The 16960-nt window shown below is 65.7% G+C and carries 19 protein-coding genes; 9 read left to right on the top strand and 10 right to left on the bottom strand.

Annotated features, from left to right (window positions below; all coding sequences use genetic code 11):
- Positions 1–88 precede the first annotated feature (88 nt).
- Complete coding sequence (gene ppk2, locus Q0Q48_RS20295; RefSeq protein ID WP_295141698.1) at positions 89–1012, top strand: polyphosphate kinase 2; 924 nt, start codon at positions 89–91, stop codon at positions 1010–1012.
- Complete coding sequence (locus Q0Q48_RS20290; RefSeq protein ID WP_295141694.1) at positions 1012–3348, top strand: Orn/Lys/Arg decarboxylase N-terminal domain-containing protein; 2337 nt, start codon at positions 1012–1014, stop codon at positions 3346–3348. The genes ppk2 and Q0Q48_RS20290 overlap by 1 nt, the downstream gene beginning before the upstream one ends.
- On the opposite strand, the gene Q0Q48_RS20285 is transcribed toward Q0Q48_RS20290, so the two are convergent.
- Both Q0Q48_RS20285 and Q0Q48_RS20280 read right to left on the bottom strand, forming a co-directional pair.
- Positions 3330–3914 (bottom strand): GNAT family N-acetyltransferase, encoded by a 585-nt coding sequence (locus Q0Q48_RS20285; RefSeq protein ID WP_295141691.1) that lies wholly within the window; start codon positions 3912–3914, stop codon positions 3330–3332. The genes Q0Q48_RS20290 and Q0Q48_RS20285 overlap by 19 nt on opposite strands.
- A gap of 211 nt (positions 3915–4125) precedes the next feature.
- Complete coding sequence (locus Q0Q48_RS20280; RefSeq protein ID WP_295141689.1) at positions 4126–4998, bottom strand: LysR family transcriptional regulator; 873 nt, start codon at positions 4996–4998, stop codon at positions 4126–4128.
- Between the two features lie 80 nt (positions 4999–5078).
- On the opposite strand from Q0Q48_RS20280, the gene dapA reads away from it, so the two are divergent.
- Positions 5079–5963, top strand: coding sequence for a 4-hydroxy-tetrahydrodipicolinate synthase (dapA, locus tag Q0Q48_RS20275; RefSeq protein ID WP_295141686.1), 885 nt, complete (start codon positions 5079–5081; stop codon positions 5961–5963).
- On the opposite strand, the gene mscL is transcribed toward dapA, so the two are convergent.
- Both mscL and Q0Q48_RS20265 read right to left on the bottom strand, forming a co-directional pair.
- Positions 5960–6382, bottom strand: a complete 423-nt coding sequence (gene mscL / locus Q0Q48_RS20270; RefSeq protein WP_295141683.1) for a large conductance mechanosensitive channel protein MscL — start codon at positions 6380–6382, stop codon at positions 5960–5962. The two genes, dapA and mscL, sit on opposite strands and share 4 nt — an antisense overlap.
- Positions 6383–6403: 21 nt before the next feature.
- Positions 6404–7342, bottom strand: coding sequence for an AEC family transporter (locus Q0Q48_RS20265; protein WP_295141680.1), 939 nt, complete (start codon positions 7340–7342; stop codon positions 6404–6406).
- A gap of 129 nt (positions 7343–7471) precedes the next feature.
- Between Q0Q48_RS20265 and Q0Q48_RS20260 the strand changes: the two genes are divergently transcribed.
- From Q0Q48_RS20260 to Q0Q48_RS20245, 4 genes are all read left to right on the top strand, one after another.
- Complete coding sequence (locus Q0Q48_RS20260; RefSeq protein ID WP_295141678.1) at positions 7472–7816, top strand: hypothetical protein; 345 nt, start codon at positions 7472–7474, stop codon at positions 7814–7816.
- Between the two features lie 62 nt (positions 7817–7878).
- Positions 7879–8742, top strand: coding sequence for a sulfurtransferase (locus Q0Q48_RS20255; RefSeq protein ID WP_295141676.1), 864 nt, complete (start codon positions 7879–7881; stop codon positions 8740–8742).
- Positions 8743–8756: 14 nt separating this feature from the next.
- Entirely contained in the window at positions 8757–9050 is a 294-nt protein-coding gene (locus tag Q0Q48_RS20250) for a DUF1330 domain-containing protein (protein WP_295141673.1), read from the top strand.
- Positions 9040–10101 (top strand): hypothetical protein, encoded by a 1062-nt coding sequence (locus Q0Q48_RS20245; RefSeq protein WP_295141670.1) that lies wholly within the window; start codon positions 9040–9042, stop codon positions 10099–10101. Before Q0Q48_RS20250 ends, Q0Q48_RS20245 begins: the two co-directional genes overlap by 11 nt.
- Here the strand turns inward: Q0Q48_RS20245 and Q0Q48_RS20240 are convergent.
- The 3 genes from Q0Q48_RS20240 to groES form a co-directional block, all read right to left on the bottom strand.
- Positions 10053–10463, bottom strand: coding sequence for an NUDIX domain-containing protein (locus Q0Q48_RS20240; protein ID WP_295141668.1), 411 nt, complete (start codon positions 10461–10463; stop codon positions 10053–10055). The two genes, Q0Q48_RS20245 and Q0Q48_RS20240, sit on opposite strands and share 49 nt — an antisense overlap.
- Before the next feature lie 134 nt (positions 10464–10597).
- Positions 10598–12238 carry a chaperonin GroEL gene (groL, locus tag Q0Q48_RS20235; RefSeq protein ID WP_295141665.1) on the bottom strand — a complete coding sequence of 547 codons (1641 nt, stop codon included), beginning with the start codon at positions 12236–12238 and terminating at the stop codon, positions 10598–10600.
- Positions 12239–12283: 45 nt separating this feature from the next.
- Positions 12284–12598 carry a co-chaperone GroES gene (gene groES / locus Q0Q48_RS20230; protein WP_295141661.1) on the bottom strand — a complete coding sequence of 105 codons (315 nt, stop codon included), beginning with the start codon at positions 12596–12598 and terminating at the stop codon, positions 12284–12286.
- A gap of 282 nt (positions 12599–12880) precedes the next feature.
- On the opposite strand from groES, the gene Q0Q48_RS20225 reads away from it, so the two are divergent.
- Positions 12881–13147, top strand: a complete 267-nt coding sequence (locus tag Q0Q48_RS20225; RefSeq protein WP_295141659.1) for an aspartate-semialdehyde dehydrogenase — start codon at positions 12881–12883, stop codon at positions 13145–13147.
- On the opposite strand, the gene Q0Q48_RS20220 is transcribed toward Q0Q48_RS20225, so the two are convergent.
- On the bottom strand, positions 13130–14104 hold the full coding sequence (locus Q0Q48_RS20220) for a nitronate monooxygenase (protein ID WP_295141656.1): 975 nt from the start codon (positions 14102–14104) through the stop codon (positions 13130–13132). The genes Q0Q48_RS20225 and Q0Q48_RS20220 overlap by 18 nt on opposite strands.
- A gap of 98 nt (positions 14105–14202) precedes the next feature.
- Entirely contained in the window at positions 14203–14829 is a 627-nt protein-coding gene (locus Q0Q48_RS20215) for a glutathione S-transferase family protein (RefSeq protein ID WP_295141653.1), read from the bottom strand.
- 74 nt (positions 14830–14903) lie between these two features.
- Between Q0Q48_RS20215 and Q0Q48_RS20210 the strand changes: the two genes are divergently transcribed.
- Positions 14904–15683 carry an aldolase/citrate lyase family protein gene (locus Q0Q48_RS20210; RefSeq protein ID WP_295141651.1) on the top strand — a complete coding sequence of 260 codons (780 nt, stop codon included), beginning with the start codon at positions 14904–14906 and terminating at the stop codon, positions 15681–15683.
- On the opposite strand, the gene Q0Q48_RS20205 is transcribed toward Q0Q48_RS20210, so the two are convergent.
- Positions 15667–16884 (bottom strand): cytochrome P450, encoded by a 1218-nt coding sequence (locus Q0Q48_RS20205; RefSeq protein WP_295141649.1) that lies wholly within the window; start codon positions 16882–16884, stop codon positions 15667–15669. The genes Q0Q48_RS20210 and Q0Q48_RS20205 overlap by 17 nt on opposite strands.
- Positions 16885–16960 lie beyond the last annotated feature (76 nt).

Here is a 16960-nt window from a genome sequence, read left to right as displayed (position 1 = left end):
CTCTTCGCGACGTAGCCAGGCTGTCGTCAAATTGTCATATGCGCCCCTCACTTTCCCGGCCATTCTGGCCGGTGAGGAGGGCGTGGGCATGCAGAGCGAAGGGGACCGAAAGGCGCTGGAGGACCGCGTCCGCCGGGAGCTGGCCGACAGTATCGACGAGGATCTCGAACTCGAACTGGGCGACGAAATGCTGGCCCGCCTGCCCGAGCATGGCGACGGCGACCTGCCGCAGAGCGAAGGGATCGACCGCAAGTTCTACTTCACGGAGCTCCTGCGGCTGCAGCGCGAGCTGATCAAGCTCCAGGACTGGGTAGTCGCCCGCAAGCTCAAGGTCGTGGTCCTGTTCGAGGGGCGCGACGCCGCCGGCAAGGGAGGCGTGATCAAGCGCGTCACCCAGCGGCTGAACCCGCGCGTCTGCCGCACCGTCGCCCTGTCGGCACCGTCCGAGCGCGAGCGCACCCAGTGGTATTTCCAGCGTTACATCTCCCATCTGCCGGCGGGCGGCGAGATCGTGCTTTTCGACCGCAGCTGGTACAATCGTGCCGGCGTCGAGCGGGTCATGGGCTTCTGCACCGAAAGCGACGTCCGGGACTTCTTCGAGACCGTCCCCGAGTTCGAGCGCATGCTCGTGCGGTCCGGCATCATTCTGCTCAAATACTGGTTCTCGATCACTGACGAGGAGCAGAACATGCGCTTCCTGATGCGCATCCACGACCCGATGAAGCAGTGGAAGCTCTCCCCCATGGACCTCGAATCCCGGCGGCGCTGGGAGGAGTACACCAAGGCCAAGGAGGAGATGCTGGCCCGGACGCATATTCCCGAGGCACGCTGGTGGGTGGTCGAAGGCAACAACAAGCGCCGCGCGCGCCTCAACTGCATCCACCACCTGCTCCAGCAAGTGCCCTATAAGGATGTCGAACACCAACCGATCGTCCTGCCCAAGCGCGAACACAAGCCCGACTACGCGCGCATGCCGGTCGCTCCCGAACTCTATGTCCCGGCGGTCTACTGATGGATTTCTTCAGGCGTTTCACGTTCCTCGTCTGCGCTCCGGCCTTCGACGCCGACGATCTCGAAGGCCACCGGCTCGGCGAGATCACGGTCTCCATCGAGAAGATGGGCTTCCAGGTCGTGCGGGCCCGCCGCATCGAAGATGCCGAGATGGTCGTACAAACCGATGCCGCCATCGGCTGCATGGTGGTGGACTGGGGCAAGAAGGGCCTCGACGGCAAGGCCGCCGCGATGATCAACATGATGCGGCGGCGTGGCCTCGAAATGCCGATCGTGATCCTGGTGCGCCGCAAGCGCCTGCAGGACATCCCCGTCGAGGTGATGGACTATATCGACGGCTACATCTTCCTCTCCGAGGAGACGCCGGAGTTCATCGCCAAGAACCTGGTGAGCCGGCTGAAGCAGTATGCCGAGACGCTGAAGACGCCGTTCTTCGGCGAACTGGTCGACTACGCCGAGGAAGGCAACCAGCTCTGGACCTGCCCCGGGCACAACGGCGGCATCTTCTACAACAGGAGCCCGATCGGCCGGATCTTCGTCGAGCATCTCGGCGAGGCGGTGTTCCGAGACGACCTCGACAATTCAGTGCTCGACCTCGGCGACCTGCTGGTCCACGAAGGCCCGGCGCTGAAGGCGCAGAAGGAAGCCGCTGCCATCTTCGGCGCGGAGAAGACCTATTTCGTGCTGAACGGCACCTCGTCGTCCAACAAGATCGTGCTGCAGGCGCTGGTCGCGGAAGGCGACCTGGTGCTGTTCGACCGCAACAACCACAAGGCAGCGCATCATGGCGCGCTCTTCCTCGGCAACGGCATCCCGATCTATCTCGAGACCGACCGCAACGCGCACGGGCTGATCGGGCCGATCTTCCACGAGGCGCTCGACGAGAAAGCCATCCGCGAAAAGATCCGCACCAATCCGCTGGTCCAGGACAAGGAAGCCTGGAAGCGCGAACGGCCGTTCCGTGTGGCGGTCATCGAGCAGTGCACCTATGACGGCACGATCAACGACGCGCGCCTGATCGTCGAGAAGATCGGCCATCTCTGCGACTACATCCTGTTCGACGAGGCTTGGGCGGGCTTCATGAAGTTCCACCCGCTCTATGCCGGCCGCTTCGCCATGGGACTGACCAATCTCGGCCCCGACAGTCCCGGCATCATCGCCACGCAGTCCGCGCACAAGCAGCTGGCGAGCTTCAGCCAGGCCTCGCAGATCCATATCCGCGATCGCCACATCAAGGGGCAGCGCCGGCGCATCGAGCATCGCCGCTTCAATGAATTTTTCATGCTGCACGCCTCGACCTCGCCCTTCTATCCGATCTTCGCGTCGCTCGACGTCGGCGCGCAGATGATGAAGGGGCGTTCGGGTGAGGTGCTGTGGGACGACACGATCCGGCTCGGCATCGAGATCCGCAAGAAGATGCGCGCCATTCGCCGCGAGTTCGAGGACAAGGAGCGCGACCCTGCGCGACGCTGGTTCTTCGAGCCTTTCATCCCCAACCGCGTCATGGTGGGCGGCCGCGAGCAGCTCTGGGAGGAAGTTCCAACCGACGATCTGGCGACCCATGCGCGCTACTGGGAGCTGGCGCCGGAGCGGCGCTGGCACGGCTTCAAGCACGTGGCGCCGGGCTACGCGATCACCGATCCCAACAAACTGATCGTGCTGACGCCTGGCTTCGACCGCGAGACCGGCGGCTATGCCGGCCATGGCATCCCCGCCCCCGTGGTGGCGCAGTATCTGCGCGAGAACCAGATTGTCCCGGAGAAGAACGACCTCAACTCGCTGCTCTTCCTGATGACGCCCGGCGTCGAATCGAGCAAAGCGGGCACGCTGCTCAGCGCGCTCGTGATCTTCAAGCGGCTGCACGACGACAATGCGCGGCTGGAAGACGTGATCGGCGAATTCGTCCGCCGCCGGCCGGCCCGCTATGCCGGCCTGCGCCTGCGCGATCTCTGTGCCGAGATGCATGCCTTCTTCCGCGAAAGCAATGTCAGCCTGATGCAGCGCGCGCAATTCATGCCCGAGCACCTGCCCGAGCCCGCGATGCCGCCGCACGAGGCGGTCCGTCAGCTGGTTCGCAACAATGTCGACTACGTGCCGATCGAAGAAGCGGCCGGCCGGATCGCCACCACCATGTTCGTGGTCTATCCGCCTGGCATCGCCAGCATCGTCCCCGGTGAGCGACTCGACGAGCGGGCCAGGCCGATGCTGGACTACCTGCTCATGTTCCAGAAGAGCGCCAATCTGTTTCCCGGCTTCGACGTCGAGATCCAGGGCATCTATCGCGAGATCGACAAAGACGGCCGCGTCCGCTTCTACACCTACGTGGTGCGCGAGTAGGCGATCTCGACCGGCGGCGTGCTGGCGCCCGGGCCGATGGCGCGCTGCATCAGCACGCTATCGGCCCATTTGCCGTACTTGAAGCCGACGCCCTCCAGCAGGCCGACGCGGCGAAAGCCGTGGGCTTCGTGCAGGCTGAGCGACGCGACATTGTCGGCGTCGACATAGGCGAACATCTGTCGATAGCCCGCGCTGGCGCAGGCTTCGATCAGTGCGGGCAGGAGCAGGCGGCCGATCCCGGTGGAGACATGGTCGGGGTGGACGTAGATCGAGTGCTTCACCGCATAGCGGTAGGCCGGACGCTTGCGGAACGGCACCGCATAGGCGTAGCCCACGATCACGCCGTCGCGCTCCGCGGCAAGATGCGGCAGCCGGCGCCGCAGCATGTTCTTGCGCCGCCGCTTGATGTCGTCAGCCTGGGTCGGCTCGATATCGACCTCGCCCACGCCGCGCGTGATGTGGTGCGTGTAGATCGCGATCATGGCCGGCACGTCGCTCTCGGTCGACGGCCGCACCACCACCGCGCCGCGCGGCTTGTCGAGCACGGACTCGCTCGTCGCTGACATCACCCGATCCTCCTCTGAGACGCCCGGATCAAACACGCCTCCATGACCGTTTCATGTCAGCAAAAAAGAGGGCCCGGAGAGTTGTTCACTCTCCAGGCCCCCAGACGCCCCCTCTAAACTCGCTGGCCGGTGCGGCGATGTCTCGAACCGCGTCCGTCCATGCACGCGAAGATACGGGCCGGCGCGGCATCGGCACAGGGGGTGCTTGGTATCAATTGTTATGGTTTCGTAACCGTCCGGAAAAACTTGCCCGCACGTGATCGGCGAGGTCGCGCGCGGCGGGACCGAGACCCGGTGGGGCATAGAGGTTGATGCGGAACTCCGGCAGCGCCGGCAGCTTCGCCTCTCGCCCCAGGATCACGAAGCGCTCGGGGACCGACGAGCGCAGCAGTGGTGCCACCGCCAGGCCCGCCTCCAGCACGGCATAGACCGGCTCCAGCCGACTGACCTCGCAGACCGCGCGCCAGTCGCGCCGCGCCTTGCCGAGCGCCTCGACTGCGACGGGACGGAAGACGCAGGTCGGCGCGCCGAGCGACACCGGCAGCGGATCCTTGAGGTGGGCATCGCCATCGGCCGCCCCAACCCAGACCAGCCGGTCGGTGCGTAGGGTCTCGCCGTGGCGGCCGCACTCGGTCTCTGTCGTCATGGCAAGGTCGACGCCGCCCGACTTCAGTTCCTCGCGGATCACGCGCGAGTCCTCGCAGACGAGGCTGACCCGGACCCTCGGCTGCGCCTTGGCGAAGCGCCGCAGGATCGCCGGCACGAAGCTGCCGATGATGTCGTAGGGCACGCCGAAGCGGACCTCGCCCTCGAACTGCGGGGCGCGCATCGACGACCAGACCTCGTCGTTCATCGTGACCAGCCGCCGCGCCTGCTCGAGCAGGCGCTCGCCCGCCGGCGCCAGTGCGAGCCCGCGTCCCTGGCGCGTGAACAGGCGGCAGTCGAGCGCCTCCTCCAGCCGCTTGATCTGCTGGCTGGCCGCCGCCTGGCTTATGCCGAGTGCCGCCGCCGCCCGCGTGACGCCACCCGCTTCGACGACGGTGAGGAAGGCCCGCACCAGCGCCATGTCGAGATCCCTGCGCATGGGAATACATAATCACTTGTGAATACTCTTATCAAAAACATTCGTTTTTGTTATTCATTGGCGGGCCCTACCGTGGGGCCATGACCACGAAGATTTCAGGCCTCTGGCTGCCACTCGTCACGCCGTTCAAGGACGGCGCCATCGATTTCGCTAGCTTCGACCGGCTGGTGAACCACTACATCGCCAAGGGTGTGGATGGGCTGCTGCCGCTCGGCACCACGGGCGAATCGCCTGCACTCGACGAGGACGAGATCGCTGCCGTGATCGAGCGCACGCTGGCGGTCGCCGACGGAAGGGTGCCGGTCTTCGCCGGTGTCGGCGGCAACGCGACCGCCAAGGTCGAGAAGGAACTGAAGCGGCTACGCCACCTGCCGATCGCCGGCATCCTGTCGGTCTGCCCCTACTACAACCGGCCGAGCCAGGACGGGCTGATCGCGCACTTCCGGCGCATCGCCGCCGCAACCGACCGCGACGTGGTGATCTACAACATCCCGTACCGCACGGCGGTGAACCTCGCCAACGACTCGCTGCTGGAGCTGGCCCAGGTGCCGAACATCGTGGCGGTGAAGGACAGTTCCGGCAGTGTCGAGCAGTCACTCGAACTGCTGCGCCGCAAGCCGGCCGACTTCGCCGTGCTGACCGGCGAGGATGCACTGTTCTTCACCATGCGCGCCAACGGCGCCGAGGGCGGCATCCTGGCGGCCAGCCATCTGATGACCGAGGGCTTCGTCGAGGTCGAGCGCTGCTTCAGGGGCGACGATCTGGCCGGCGCCCGCAAGGCGTGGGGCCCACTTGCCGGCTTCGTGCCGATGCTGTTCGCCGAAGCCAATCCGATGCCGATCAAGTACCTGCTGTGGCGGCAAGGGTTGATCGCCTCGCCGGAATGCCGCTTGCCGCTCACCAAGATCTCCGATGGGCTGGCCCGCCGGCTCGACTCTATGTTCGCCGAGAAGAAGGCGGCCTAGCCGCGCGCCTTCAGGAGGTCGCGGATCTCCGTCAGCAGCTCCTGCTCCTTGGTCGGTGGCGCGGGCGGCGGCGGGGCGGCCTCTTCCTGCTTGATCACGCGGTTCATGCCCTTGATCACCAGGAACAGAACCCAGGCGATGATCAGGAAGTTCACCGTCACGGTGAGGAACGTGCCGTAGCCCAGGGTCGCGCCGGCCTTCTTGGCCGCATCGTAGGTCGTGGCCTGGCTGGCCGCCGGGGTGAGGCCGATGAAGTAGTTGGTGAAATCGAGTCCGCCCGCGATGCGGCCGATGATCGGCATGATGATGTCCCCGACCAGCGAGTCGATGATCTTGCTGAAGGCGGCGCCGATGATCACACCGATGGCGAGATCCACGACGTTGCCGCGCATCGCGAACTTCTTGAATTCCTGAAGCATGGGTGTTCTCCCGTTTCGTCGTCAGGTTACGCGCAGCCACACCAGCAAAGCAGAAACCGTCACCACCGAGAAGGCCGTCGACAGCAGAACCGATGCGGTGTTCTGCTCGACCGAGACGTCGAACTGCTTGGCCAGCACGAAGGCATTGGCGGCTGTCGGCAGCGAGGCCATGAGCAGCGCCACCTTGCCCGCAATCGAATCAATCGGCACGAAGAAAGGCAGGATCACCAGCGCCGCCAGCGGCTGCAGCAGGAGCTTGATCAGGGTCGCCAGGCCGGCCTCGGCGAGGCCGCTCTTGATCGACTTGTCAGACAGGAAGAGGCCGATGGCGAACAGCGCACAGGGCGCGGCCGCGGCGCCCATGAGGTCGAGCCACTTCTCGACCGGCACGGGGATCGGCAGAGCGACCCAGGAAGCCACGATGCCAAGGGCAATCGAGACCGGCAGGGGATTGCGCGCCACGTTGAAGGCGGCTCGCACGAAGGTTCGTACCGGACCGTGCCCCGCCGCCACCTCCAGTTCGATCAGCATGACGCCAAATACCATCGAGACGACCGCCGTCACGATCACCGTCAGCATGGCCGGCGGCAGGCCCTGCTCGCCGAAGGCCGCCAGGCAGAGCGGCACGCCCATGTAGCCGACATTGCCCCAGGAGGCCGCGATGCCCTGCAGACTCATGGCGGCAAGGCCGCCCCGCGAAACGAGCCGCGTGGTGGCCATGCCGACCACGAAGGTCGCGACCACGGCGATTCCGAACCCCGCCATCAGACTGGGGTCGAGAACGGCGGCGACCGGCGTACGCGCCAGGGTGCCAAAGAACAGGACCGGCAGCGCGAAGTAGCTCACGAAGGCATTGAGCGCCGTCGTCGCCTCGGGTCCCAGGATACGCCAGCGACCCGCCAGAAAGCCCGCAAGGATGACGCCGAAGATCGGGAAGGCGACGTTCAGAATGGCCTGCACGGGCGCGTCCGATTGCAGTTGCTCTAACTCATTAAGAATTTGACATAAATGGCTTAAATAACATAGCATTTTAAGGATATAGCGAGGCCGCGCCCGTCCCCCTCATCGCAAGCGGCCCGGGAGATAATCATGCGTCTTTTGATCGCCAGCATGGCCGCCCTGGCTGCGGTCGCCTTCGCCGCCCCGTCCTTCGCGCAGGACGAGACGATGCCGACCCCCACCGCCAAGCCGAAGGCGCCGACCACCGCCTCCTGCAACAAGATCAAGAGCAGCTCGCAGCGCAGCGCCTGTCTGAAGAAGGTCCAGGTTGCGAAGGCTCCGTCCAAGAAGACGAAGAAGACCACCACCCCGCCGGCCGCCCCGAAGTCGCCCGAGATGGGCCAGCTCCCGCCGGCGTCCGCACCGGCGCCGACCGCCGCCGCACCGTCCTCCGGCCCGGTCAGCGTTCCGCCGCTGCCGTCCAAGACCATTTAACTTGAGGCACGGTTCGTCAGAACCGCGCTAGTCTCCGCTCTCCCCAACCTCGGGAGAGCGACATGGCCCATTCGGCCAGCCTGATCACGACAGACGACCTTGCGCGCCAGCTCGGTGCACCGGCGCTTCGCGTATTCGACTGCACCACCTATTTGAAACCTGGACCCGACGGCCGCTATGTGGCCGAAAGCGGGCGCGCCAACTACGACAAGGGTCACATCCCGGGCGCGGCCTATCTCGATCTCCAGGCCGACCTCTCCGACAAGACCTCGCCGCTTCGCTTCACCTTGCCGTCGCTGGAGGATCTCACCCGAGCCTTCGCGGCCAAGGGCGTCGGCCACGGCACCTTCGTGGTCCTCTACAGCCATGCCTCGCCCGTGTGGGCGAGCCGCATCTGGTGGATGCTGCGGGCCGTCGGCTTCGACGAGGTGGCCATCCTCGACGGCGGGCTCGACAAGTGGAAGGCCGAAGGCCGCCCGCTGTCGACCGAGCCGGCCACCCATCCGCCGGCCACGCTGTCGCTGCGCGGCCGGCCGGAGATCTTCGTCGGCAAGGACACGATCAAGGGGGCGATCGGCGATGCCTCGACCTTGACCCTGAATGCGCTGAGCCACGACCAGCACACCGGTGCCGGCGGCGTGGTCTATGGCCGCGCGGGCCGCATCGCGGGCTCGTCCTGCGTGCCGGCCGCAAGCCTGTTCGGCCCGGACAAGGCGCTGAAGCCGATCGCCGACCTGCGGGCCGCCTTCGAGGGCGTCGGCGCCGCGCCGGACAAGCGGGTGCTGGTCTATTGCGGCGGCGGCATAGCGGCGACGCTCGACGCTTTCGTGCTCACCGCTCTCTTGGGTCACAGGAACGTCTCGGTGTACGACAATTCCATGCAGGAATGGGCCAACGATCCCGCCCTGCCCATGGAAACCGGCTGACTAAGGAGGAACGGATGCCAGCCTATATCATCGTCGAGATCGACACCCGGGACGAAGAATTGATGGCGGAGTACCGCAAGCACACGCCAGGACTCGTCTCCAAGTTCGGCGGCAAGTTCATCGTGCGCGGCGGCCACTGCACCAGCCTGGAAGGCGGCTGGACGCCGGCACGCGTTGTCGTGCTGGAATTCCCCGACCGCCCCAAGGCCGAGCGCTTCTACCATTCCGAAGAGTACAAGCCCGTCCTCGCGATGCGGCTGAAGGCCGGCCATTCCAAGGCGATTCTGATCGACGGCCATGACGGCTAACGAAGCCGCCTGCAGGGCGGTCGGCACGCTCTACAACGCACTGATGACCGGCCTGGTCATCAGTCTCGTGTCGCGACGCGGCAGCGATACGGCGCGCGAATACATCTTCCGCCACTTCCGCCGGCAGCATCTTGAGAAGTTCCTCCCCGGCCTGCAAAAGCTCGGCATCGCAGGCGAGAAGGACGCGCCGGCCTGTGCCCTCTATCACTACCATTCCAATGCGCTGGGCGGCGTGAAGACCGGGTACCTGCGCGAGAGCGACACCAAGGCCTGGGTGCGCTATCCGCCGCCGCGCTGGATGTGGAAGGGCACGGCGATCGCCGCCGTCCCGCACGAAGTGTCGGCGGCCTTCCTGCACGGCTGGCACGGCCACAACGGCGTGTCCCTGAAGAACCCCGGCCTCGGCTTCGTCTGTACCGGCATGACGGTTGACGGCAAGCCCGGCCTCGAAGGCTACTACTGCGACTATGGCCGCCCCCTGAAGGAGGAGGAGCGCGTGCGCTTCGCCTACAACGAGGAGATGCCACGCATCGGCTGGAAGACGCAGCCGAAGCTCGAGACGGCGAACTGGCCCGAGGAACGCCGCCTGCGCACCTACCGCTCCTATGCGATGGGCTATGTGCAGACCATGCTGCCGGTGCTGCAGGACCTGCTTGGCCCGAAGGACGCGCAGGTCGAGATGGGCCGCGTGGCGCGACTGGTCGGCTTGCAGTTCCATGAGGAGACGGCACGCGACCTCGACCTGCCGACGGATGTCGAAACCGGTGATCTGGAGAGCGCCCGCCTGTTCGCCCGCTGGCTGGCCGCGATCCTCGCCGCCGAGGGCGAGGCGGTTTCCTCCGAAGAAAAGGACAGCGCCGTCGTCATTCGCATGGACGGCTGGAAGCTCGCCCGCGAGCTCCAACTCGCCGACCCGCTGGCAGGCTTCGACGCCTGGAACGAGCTGTGGCTCGGCGCCGCGGGCGCGCACGATCGTTTCCTTAAGGTCGAGACGAGTCGCAGCTACGGCGACAAAGGCTGGCGGGCAGCCTGGCGGATCGCGCCGAGATAGCCCGTCGGGAGCAGGTAGCCCGCGACACGCTCATCGAGATCGGCAAGCGCTATCCAGCGCGCTTGCCGATGTTCATGGCTCGGGGCGATCTCCGTATCGCCCAGCGGCTTGCAGATGTAAGCAACGATCCGCACGAAGCGCTGCGGCAGCACTTCGAACAGGTGCTCGCCGATAAACGCGCCCGCCTCCACCGCAAGCCCGGCCTCCTCGCACACCTCGCGCACTAGCGCCGTCCGGTGATCCTCACCGGCATCGGGCCGCCCGCCGGGCAGATCCCACTCGTCACGTTCGTTCAGCAGCAGAAGCACACGGCCCTGATGCAGGACGACGCCCTTGATCGATATCGGATAATTCAAGCTCATGGGAGCGCGCCACTCCAGTGGCGCTCATGATGCGTCACTTCGGGCGGAGTAGTCTCCGCCCGAAGTGACGCGCTCCAATGAGAAAGGCCGGGGATCGCTCCCCGGCCTTTCCGCATTCTTTGAGAAGAATGGACTTAGAAGTCCATGCCGCCCATGCCGCCGTCGCCACCCGGCGGCATCATCGGGGCCTTCTTCTCCGGCTTCTCGGCGATCATGGCTTCCGTCGTGACCAGCAGGCCGGCCACCGAGGCGGCGTCCTGCAGGGCCGTACGAACGACCTTCACCGGGTCGATGATGCCGGACTTGATCATGTCGACATAGTCGCCCTTCTGGGCGTCGAAGCCGAAGTTCGTGTCCTTCTGCTCGAGCATCTTGCCCGCGACGACGGCGCCGTCGTAACCGGCGTTCTCGGCGATCTGGCGGACGGGCGCCTGCAGCGCACGACGCACGATCTCGATGCCGACCTTCTGGTCGTCGTTGGAGGTGCGGACCTTGTCGAGCGCGCGCAGCGCGTAGAGCAGGGCCGAACCGCCGCCGGCAACGACACCCTCTTCCACCGCCGCCTTGGTGGCGTGCATGGCGTCGTCAACGCGGTCCTTCTTCTCCTTCACTTCGACTTCCGTGGCGCCGCCGACCTTGATGATCGCGACACCGCCGGCGAGCTTGGCCAGGCGCTCCTGGAGCTTCTCGCGATCGTAGTCCGAGGTGGTCTCCTCGATCTGGGCGCGGATCTGGCTGATGCGGGCCTGGAGGTCCGCCTTCTTGCCCGAGCCGTCGACGATCGTGGTGTTTTCCTTCTCGACGATGACCTTCTTGGCCTTGCCGAGCATGTCGAGCGTGACGTTCTCGAGCTTGATGCCGAGGTCCTCGGAGATCAGCTGACCGCCGGTCAGGATCGCCATGTCCTCGAGCATCGCCTTGCGACGGTCACCGAAGCCCGGCGCCTTGACGGCGGCGATCTTCAGGCCACCACGCAGCTTGTTCACGACCAGGGTCGCCAGGGCCTCGCCCTCGACGTCCTCGGCGATGATCAGCAGCGGCTTGCCCGACTGCACGACCGCCTCGAGCACCGGCAGCATCGCCTGCAGGCCCGACAGCTTCTTTTCGAACAGCAGGATGTACGGCGAGTCGAGCTCGGCGATCATCTTGTCGGCGTTGGTGATGAAGTACGGCGAGAGATAGCCGCGGTCGAACTGCATGCCCTCGACGACGTCCAGCTCGGTGTCCAGGCTCTTGGCCTCTTCCACCGTGATGACGCCCTCGTTGCCGACCTTCTTCATGGCTTCGGCGATCATCTTGCCGATCGACTTGTCGCCGTTGGCCGAGATCGTGCCGACCTGGGCGACTTCGTCCGTGCCCGTGATCTTCTTGGCGCGCGCCTTGATGTCCTCGACGGCCGCCTCGACCGCGAGGTCGATGCCGCGCTTGAGGTCCATCGGGTTCATGCCGGCCGCGACCGACTTCACGCCTTCGCGCACGATCGCCTGGGCGAGAACGGTCGCCGTCGTCGTGCCGTCGCCGGCGATGTCGTTGGTCTTCGAGGCCACTTCGCGCACCATCTGGGCGCCCATGTTCTCGAACTTGTCGCCGAGCTCGATCTCCTTGGCGACGGTGACGCCGTCCTTGGTGATGCGCGGCGCGCCGAACGACTTGTCGATGACGACGTTACGGCCCTTCGGGCCCAGCGTCACCTTGACGGCGTTGGCGAGAATGTCGACGCCGCGCAGCATGCGCTCGCGGGCGTCGGCGCTAAAGCGGACTTCCTTGGCTGCCATTTTCTATTCCTCTTGAATGTTGGTTTCGGTGAAGCCGAGCGAAGCTCAGGCGGCCTTCTTCATCGAGGCGGAGCCGTCGATGATGCCCATGATGTCGGATTCCTTCATGATCAGAAGATCCTGGCCATCGATCTTGATCTCGGTGCCCGACCACTTGCCGAACAGGACGCGGTCGCCCTTCTTGACGTCGAGCGCAACCAGGTTGCCCTTCTCGTCGCGGGCGCCCGGACCGACGGCCACGATCTCGCCTTCCATCGGCTTTTCCTTGGCGGTGTCGGGAATGATGATCCCGCCCTTGGTCTTGCCTTCTTCCTCGACGCGCTTGACCACGACTCGGTCGTGAAGCGGACGGAACTTCATGGTTCTTCCTCCAGTGATCGATTTACCCTGCGCGACCGGACGGCCGCGGCGAATTAAGGTGCTGTCAGCACTCTCAGGGAGTGAGTGCCAATGGCGCACGGGATTTAGGGTTGCAGGCAGCCCGAGTCAAGGCAGCCCCGCAAAAGGTTCCCAAAGTAGGTTCGCACCAGCAGCAATCCCACGAGATTGCTGCTAACTCATTGATGTGGAACGATTTTTGCTGATTTCCGGGTGAGGGTGCGTGACTATTCCTTCAAGCGCACCGCGTCAAGGAGTGCCGAAATGGATCGCAGTTTTGTTGCCCAACTCAACGATTACCGCATCACGACCGCCGAAATCCTCTACTGGATGCCCGATCACAAGCACGTCCTGCAAAGTTTCGTCTGGCAGGACCTGGATCTTGCCCCCCGTTTCCCCGCTCTCACCAAGTTCCTCGATTTCTGGGACCGCAATCTCGACGGCAGGCTCCACAAGGTGACCGTCGCCAATGCCCAACTCATCAAGCCGGCCGAATTCCGTCTCGCCAGCGGCCTATACGCGCTGCATTGAGCGACACGCCGCGTCGTATTCGGCGGCGGTGCGTTCGACCAGCACCGCCACCAATGGCACGTCGGCGACACCGGATACCGAGTGCCCGGCGCTCCAGATGTCCTTCCAGCGCTTGGCGTTGGGCCGATCGCGTTCGGCGGCGTTGATGTCCTTCGAAATATCGATGCTGCCGCGCACCGGCAGGTCGTCGGGATCGAGGCCGGCGGCGGCGATCGACGGCCGCAGCATGTTGGTCTCGAGCCCGGTGAAGGCGCGCGTCAGCAGCACGTCGTCGAGGCGGCTCGACACCAGCATCTGCTTGTAGGCGTCCTTGGCCAGGCTCTCGCGCGTGGCGATGAACTTGGTGCCCATGTAAGCGAGGTCGCAGCCCAGGACCTGGGCCGCCGCAACCGCATGCCCGTCCGCCATGCCCCCCGCCATCACGACGATCCCGTCCCAGAACGCCCGCACGGCCCGCACGAAGGCGAAGGGATTGGCCCAGCCGGTCTGGCCGCCCGCGCCGGCGGTCAGCAGCACCAGCCCATCGACACCCGCCGCCACCGCCTTCTCGGCGTGCCGCACCGACGCCACATCGGCCAGCACGAGGCAGCCCGCATCCTTGAGCGGCTTCATCACCGGCTCAGGTGAGCCGACGGAGGTGATGACGATCTCGGCCTTGTGCCGCAGCACGGCCGCCAGGTCCTCGGGCACGCGCGGATTGGAGCGGTGCACGATCAGGTTTGGACACCAGGGCGCGGGCGCACGGCCCTCGGCATCGGCGGTACGCTTTGCATCGTCTTCCATTCCCGCCAGCCAGACATCCAGTTCCTCGACCGTGCGGCAGTTGGCCGTCGGGAACGAGCCGATGACGCCTGCACGGCACGCGGCCGCCACGAGGGCAGGACCGGAGACCAGGAACATCGGCGCCGCGATCAGCGGCAGGCGAAGACGATCGCGAAGGGAGGCTGGTAAGGACATCGCGCGAGCTTAGCGCAGCGCGGGACGCAGGGAAGCGCCCTCGAAACACCGCGATCGGACCGCCCCGCTCCGGCGGGGCGGTCCGGATGTCGCGGAGATCAGGCCGCGGCCGAGAGGCCTTCCTGCTCCAGCACGCGCTTCACGGCCGGGCGGGCCTTCATGCGCTCGTAGTGGGCGGCGACATTCTTGGGCAGCGGCATCTTCATGCGGCCGGCTGCCCAGAAGGAGACGTAGAAGAGCGCGGCATCGGCCACCGAAAACTTGCCGGCGATGTATTCCTTGCCCTCGAGCGCCTTGTCCATGACGGCGAGGCCCTTCTCCATGATTTCCTTGCCGCGCGCCTTGACCTTGTCGTGATCGGCTTCGGCGTAGGCGAAGTTGCCGGGGCGGAACATGCGGCTGAAACCCTGCATGTGCATGGTCGAAACCGCATAGTCCATCGCTTCGAGCGCGCGCGCCTCGCCGTCGGCATCAGACGGCAGCAGGCCCGCCTCGGGATTCTTGCGGGCGAGCCACACGGCGATCGCCGGGAACTCGGTCAGCACATCGCCGCCGTCGCGCACCAGGGTCGGCACCTTCGACTTCGGGTTGAGCGCCACGAATTCCGGACCGTACTGCTCCTGCTTGGCGCCATCGACCTTGTGCAGATCGTAGGGCTTGCCGATCTCTTCCAGCAGCACATGGATGCCGATCGAGCAGGCGCCGGGCATGTAGTAGAGCTTCATCATTCTCTCCCTAAAGAGGTGTGTCGTGGGGACGGTCCACGCTAGCATCGCGACTCCATGGGGGGGAAATGACAATGACAGGTAACGGACTTCGCGCGCTCGTCGGCACCACGCCCACGAAGATCGGCACCTTCCTGTTCGAATTCGCCACGCCGGGTATCGGCCAGATCCTGAAGGCGGCGGGCGCCGAATTCGCTGTGCTCGACATGGAGCATACCGGATTCGGTTTCGATACCGTTCGCCAGGTCGTGCGTTACATGCAGGCTGCAAACCTGCCCCTGGTCGTGCGCGTGCCCTCGCAATCGCGTCATCACATCTCGCGCGCGCTCGATACCGGTGCGGACGGCGTAATGGTGCCGATCGTCTCCTCGGTCGAGCAGGCCAGGGCGGTGCTCGACGCCGCCAAGTATTGGCCCGACGGCACGCGCGGCGTGGCCCTGGGCCTCGCCCACGAGCGCTTTGCCATGCGCACCGAGCCGCTGCTGCCGCGCTTCGCCGAACAGAATGCGCGTACCGCCATCATCCTGCAGGTCGAGGATCCGCGGGGCGCCGCCGCGGCCGACGAGATCGCGTCCATGCCCGGCGTCGACATGCTGTGGCTCGGCCACAACGACCTCACCGTCGCCATGGGTGAGCCCGGCGCCTTCGACCATCCCGACTTCCTCACCGCCGAACAGGCGACGATCGCGGCGGCGAAGAAGCACGGCAAGTCTGCCGGCCGCCTCGCCGTCGGCGCCAGGCAGGCCGCGCACTTCGTGAAGCTCGGCTACGATTTCGTCTCGATCGCGGGTGACGTATGGCTGCTGCAGCAGGCCTTCGCCGCGGGCGTCGAGACGATCAGGCGCGGATCCTGACGGGCAGCGAGCGGATGCCGCGGATGAAGTTGGAGTAGAGGCGCACCGGCGGCGCGACGACCTCGATCTCGAGGTCGCGCTTCAGCAGTTCCTCCCACAGGACCCGGATCTGCATCTCGGCCAGCCGGTCGCCGACGCAGCGATGGATGCCGGCGCCGAAGGAAAGATGATGACGCGCCTTCGGACGGCCGACGCGGAAATGCTCGGGCTCGTCGATCGCCGTCTCGTCGCGGTTGCCCGAGACGTACCACATCACCACCTTGTCGCCGGCGCGGATCAGCTTGCCGCCAAGCTCGCAATCCCTGCGCGCGGTGCGCCGCATGTGGATCACCGGCGTCGCCCACCGGATCGTTTCCGACACCAGACTCGGCATCAGCGCGGGATCGGCCTTCACCTTGAGGACCTCTTCCGGGTTGTCGAGCATCGCCATCAGGCCGGCGCTCATCGAATTGCGGGTCGTATCGTTGCCGCCGACGATCAGCAGCGCAAAGTTCCCGATGAACTCGCGCGTCGGCATGTTCTTCGTGGCCTCGCTGTGAGCCATCATCGAGATCAGGTCGAAGGTCGGCGGCCGCGCCGCGCGCTCCTGCCAGAGCGCCGCCATGGTCTCGGCCATCTGCCGCAGCTCCGCCATCCGCTCCTCGTTGGTCTTCACGACCGCGTCCTCGGCCTCGATGTTGCAGATCGCCACGTCGGACCAGTGCGTGAGCTTGCGCCGCGCCTCCTGCGGGAAGTCGAACAGCGTCGCCAGCATCATGGCGGTGAGCTCGGTCGAGACCCGGTCCGCCCAGTCGAAGGTCTCGCCACGGGGCAGGCCATCGAGCACCTGGGCGGTCCGCTGCCGGATCAGTCCCTCCATGTTGGCGAGGTTGGACGGCGCCACGATCGGCGCCACCGTCCTGCGCTGGGCGGTGTGGCGGGGCGGGTCCATGCGGATGAAGTTGGGCAGCTCCTCGCCCTGGGGCTGATCGGTGATCTGGATTCCGCCCAGTTCGGAGGCCGAGGAGAAGGTCGCCGGGTCGAGTTCGACCCTGGTGATGTCGGCATAGCGCGTGACCGACCAATAGGGCCCGAACGGGCTGTCGGGATGATAGTGAACCGGATCCTCGCGCCTCAGCCGGGCAAAATGCGGCCCCCAGCTGTCCTCGCGGTAGAGAAGCGGCTGGCTGACATCGACATGTTCTTCGACATGTATTTGCATGGGGACCCTCCTTATCCCCAAGGCCGCCCGGAGGGTCCGCCCAAGTCAAGCGCTTTCGTCGCAACGGTGCCATATT

This window comes from uncultured Reyranella sp. (assembly GCF_945957355.1).
Taxonomy (GTDB): Bacteria; Pseudomonadota; Alphaproteobacteria; order Reyranellales; family Reyranellaceae; genus Reyranella.
Note: the sequence above shows the minus strand (reverse complement) of the source record. Positions and strands in the feature narration are given on the sequence as shown.

Coding starts and splice junctions, on each gene's coding strand:
- ppk2 (WP_295141698.1), top strand. CDS start 89: ATGCAGAGCGAAGGGGACCGAAAGGCGCTGGAGGACCGCGTCCGCCGG.
- Q0Q48_RS20290 (WP_295141694.1), top strand. CDS start 1,012: ATGGATTTCTTCAGGCGTTTCACGTTCCTCGTCTGCGCTCCGGCCTTC.
- Q0Q48_RS20285 (WP_295141691.1), bottom strand. CDS start 3,914: ATGTCAGCGACGAGCGAGTCCGTGCTCGACAAGCCGCGCGGCGCGGTG.
- Q0Q48_RS20280 (WP_295141689.1), bottom strand. CDS start 4,998: ATGCGCAGGGATCTCGACATGGCGCTGGTGCGGGCCTTCCTCACCGTC.
- dapA (WP_295141686.1), top strand. CDS start 5,079: ATGACCACGAAGATTTCAGGCCTCTGGCTGCCACTCGTCACGCCGTTC.
- mscL (WP_295141683.1), bottom strand. CDS start 6,382: ATGCTTCAGGAATTCAAGAAGTTCGCGATGCGCGGCAACGTCGTGGAT.
- Q0Q48_RS20260 (WP_295141678.1), top strand. CDS start 7,472: ATGCGTCTTTTGATCGCCAGCATGGCCGCCCTGGCTGCGGTCGCCTTC.
- Q0Q48_RS20255 (WP_295141676.1), top strand. CDS start 7,879: ATGGCCCATTCGGCCAGCCTGATCACGACAGACGACCTTGCGCGCCAG.
- Q0Q48_RS20250 (WP_295141673.1), top strand. CDS start 8,757: ATGCCAGCCTATATCATCGTCGAGATCGACACCCGGGACGAAGAATTG.
- Q0Q48_RS20245 (WP_295141670.1), top strand. CDS start 9,040: ATGACGGCTAACGAAGCCGCCTGCAGGGCGGTCGGCACGCTCTACAAC.
- Q0Q48_RS20240 (WP_295141668.1), bottom strand. CDS start 10,463: ATGAGCTTGAATTATCCGATATCGATCAAGGGCGTCGTCCTGCATCAG.
- groL (WP_295141665.1), bottom strand. CDS start 12,238: ATGGCAGCCAAGGAAGTCCGCTTTAGCGCCGACGCCCGCGAGCGCATG.
- groES (WP_295141661.1), bottom strand. CDS start 12,598: ATGAAGTTCCGTCCGCTTCACGACCGAGTCGTGGTCAAGCGCGTCGAG.
- Q0Q48_RS20225 (WP_295141659.1), top strand. CDS start 12,881: ATGGATCGCAGTTTTGTTGCCCAACTCAACGATTACCGCATCACGACC.
- Q0Q48_RS20220 (WP_295141656.1), bottom strand. CDS start 14,104: ATGTCCTTACCAGCCTCCCTTCGCGATCGTCTTCGCCTGCCGCTGATC.
- Q0Q48_RS20215 (WP_295141653.1), bottom strand. CDS start 14,829: ATGAAGCTCTACTACATGCCCGGCGCCTGCTCGATCGGCATCCATGTG.
- Q0Q48_RS20210 (WP_295141651.1), top strand. CDS start 14,904: ATGACAGGTAACGGACTTCGCGCGCTCGTCGGCACCACGCCCACGAAG.
- Q0Q48_RS20205 (WP_295141649.1), bottom strand. CDS start 16,884: ATGCAAATACATGTCGAAGAACATGTCGATGTCAGCCAGCCGCTTCTC.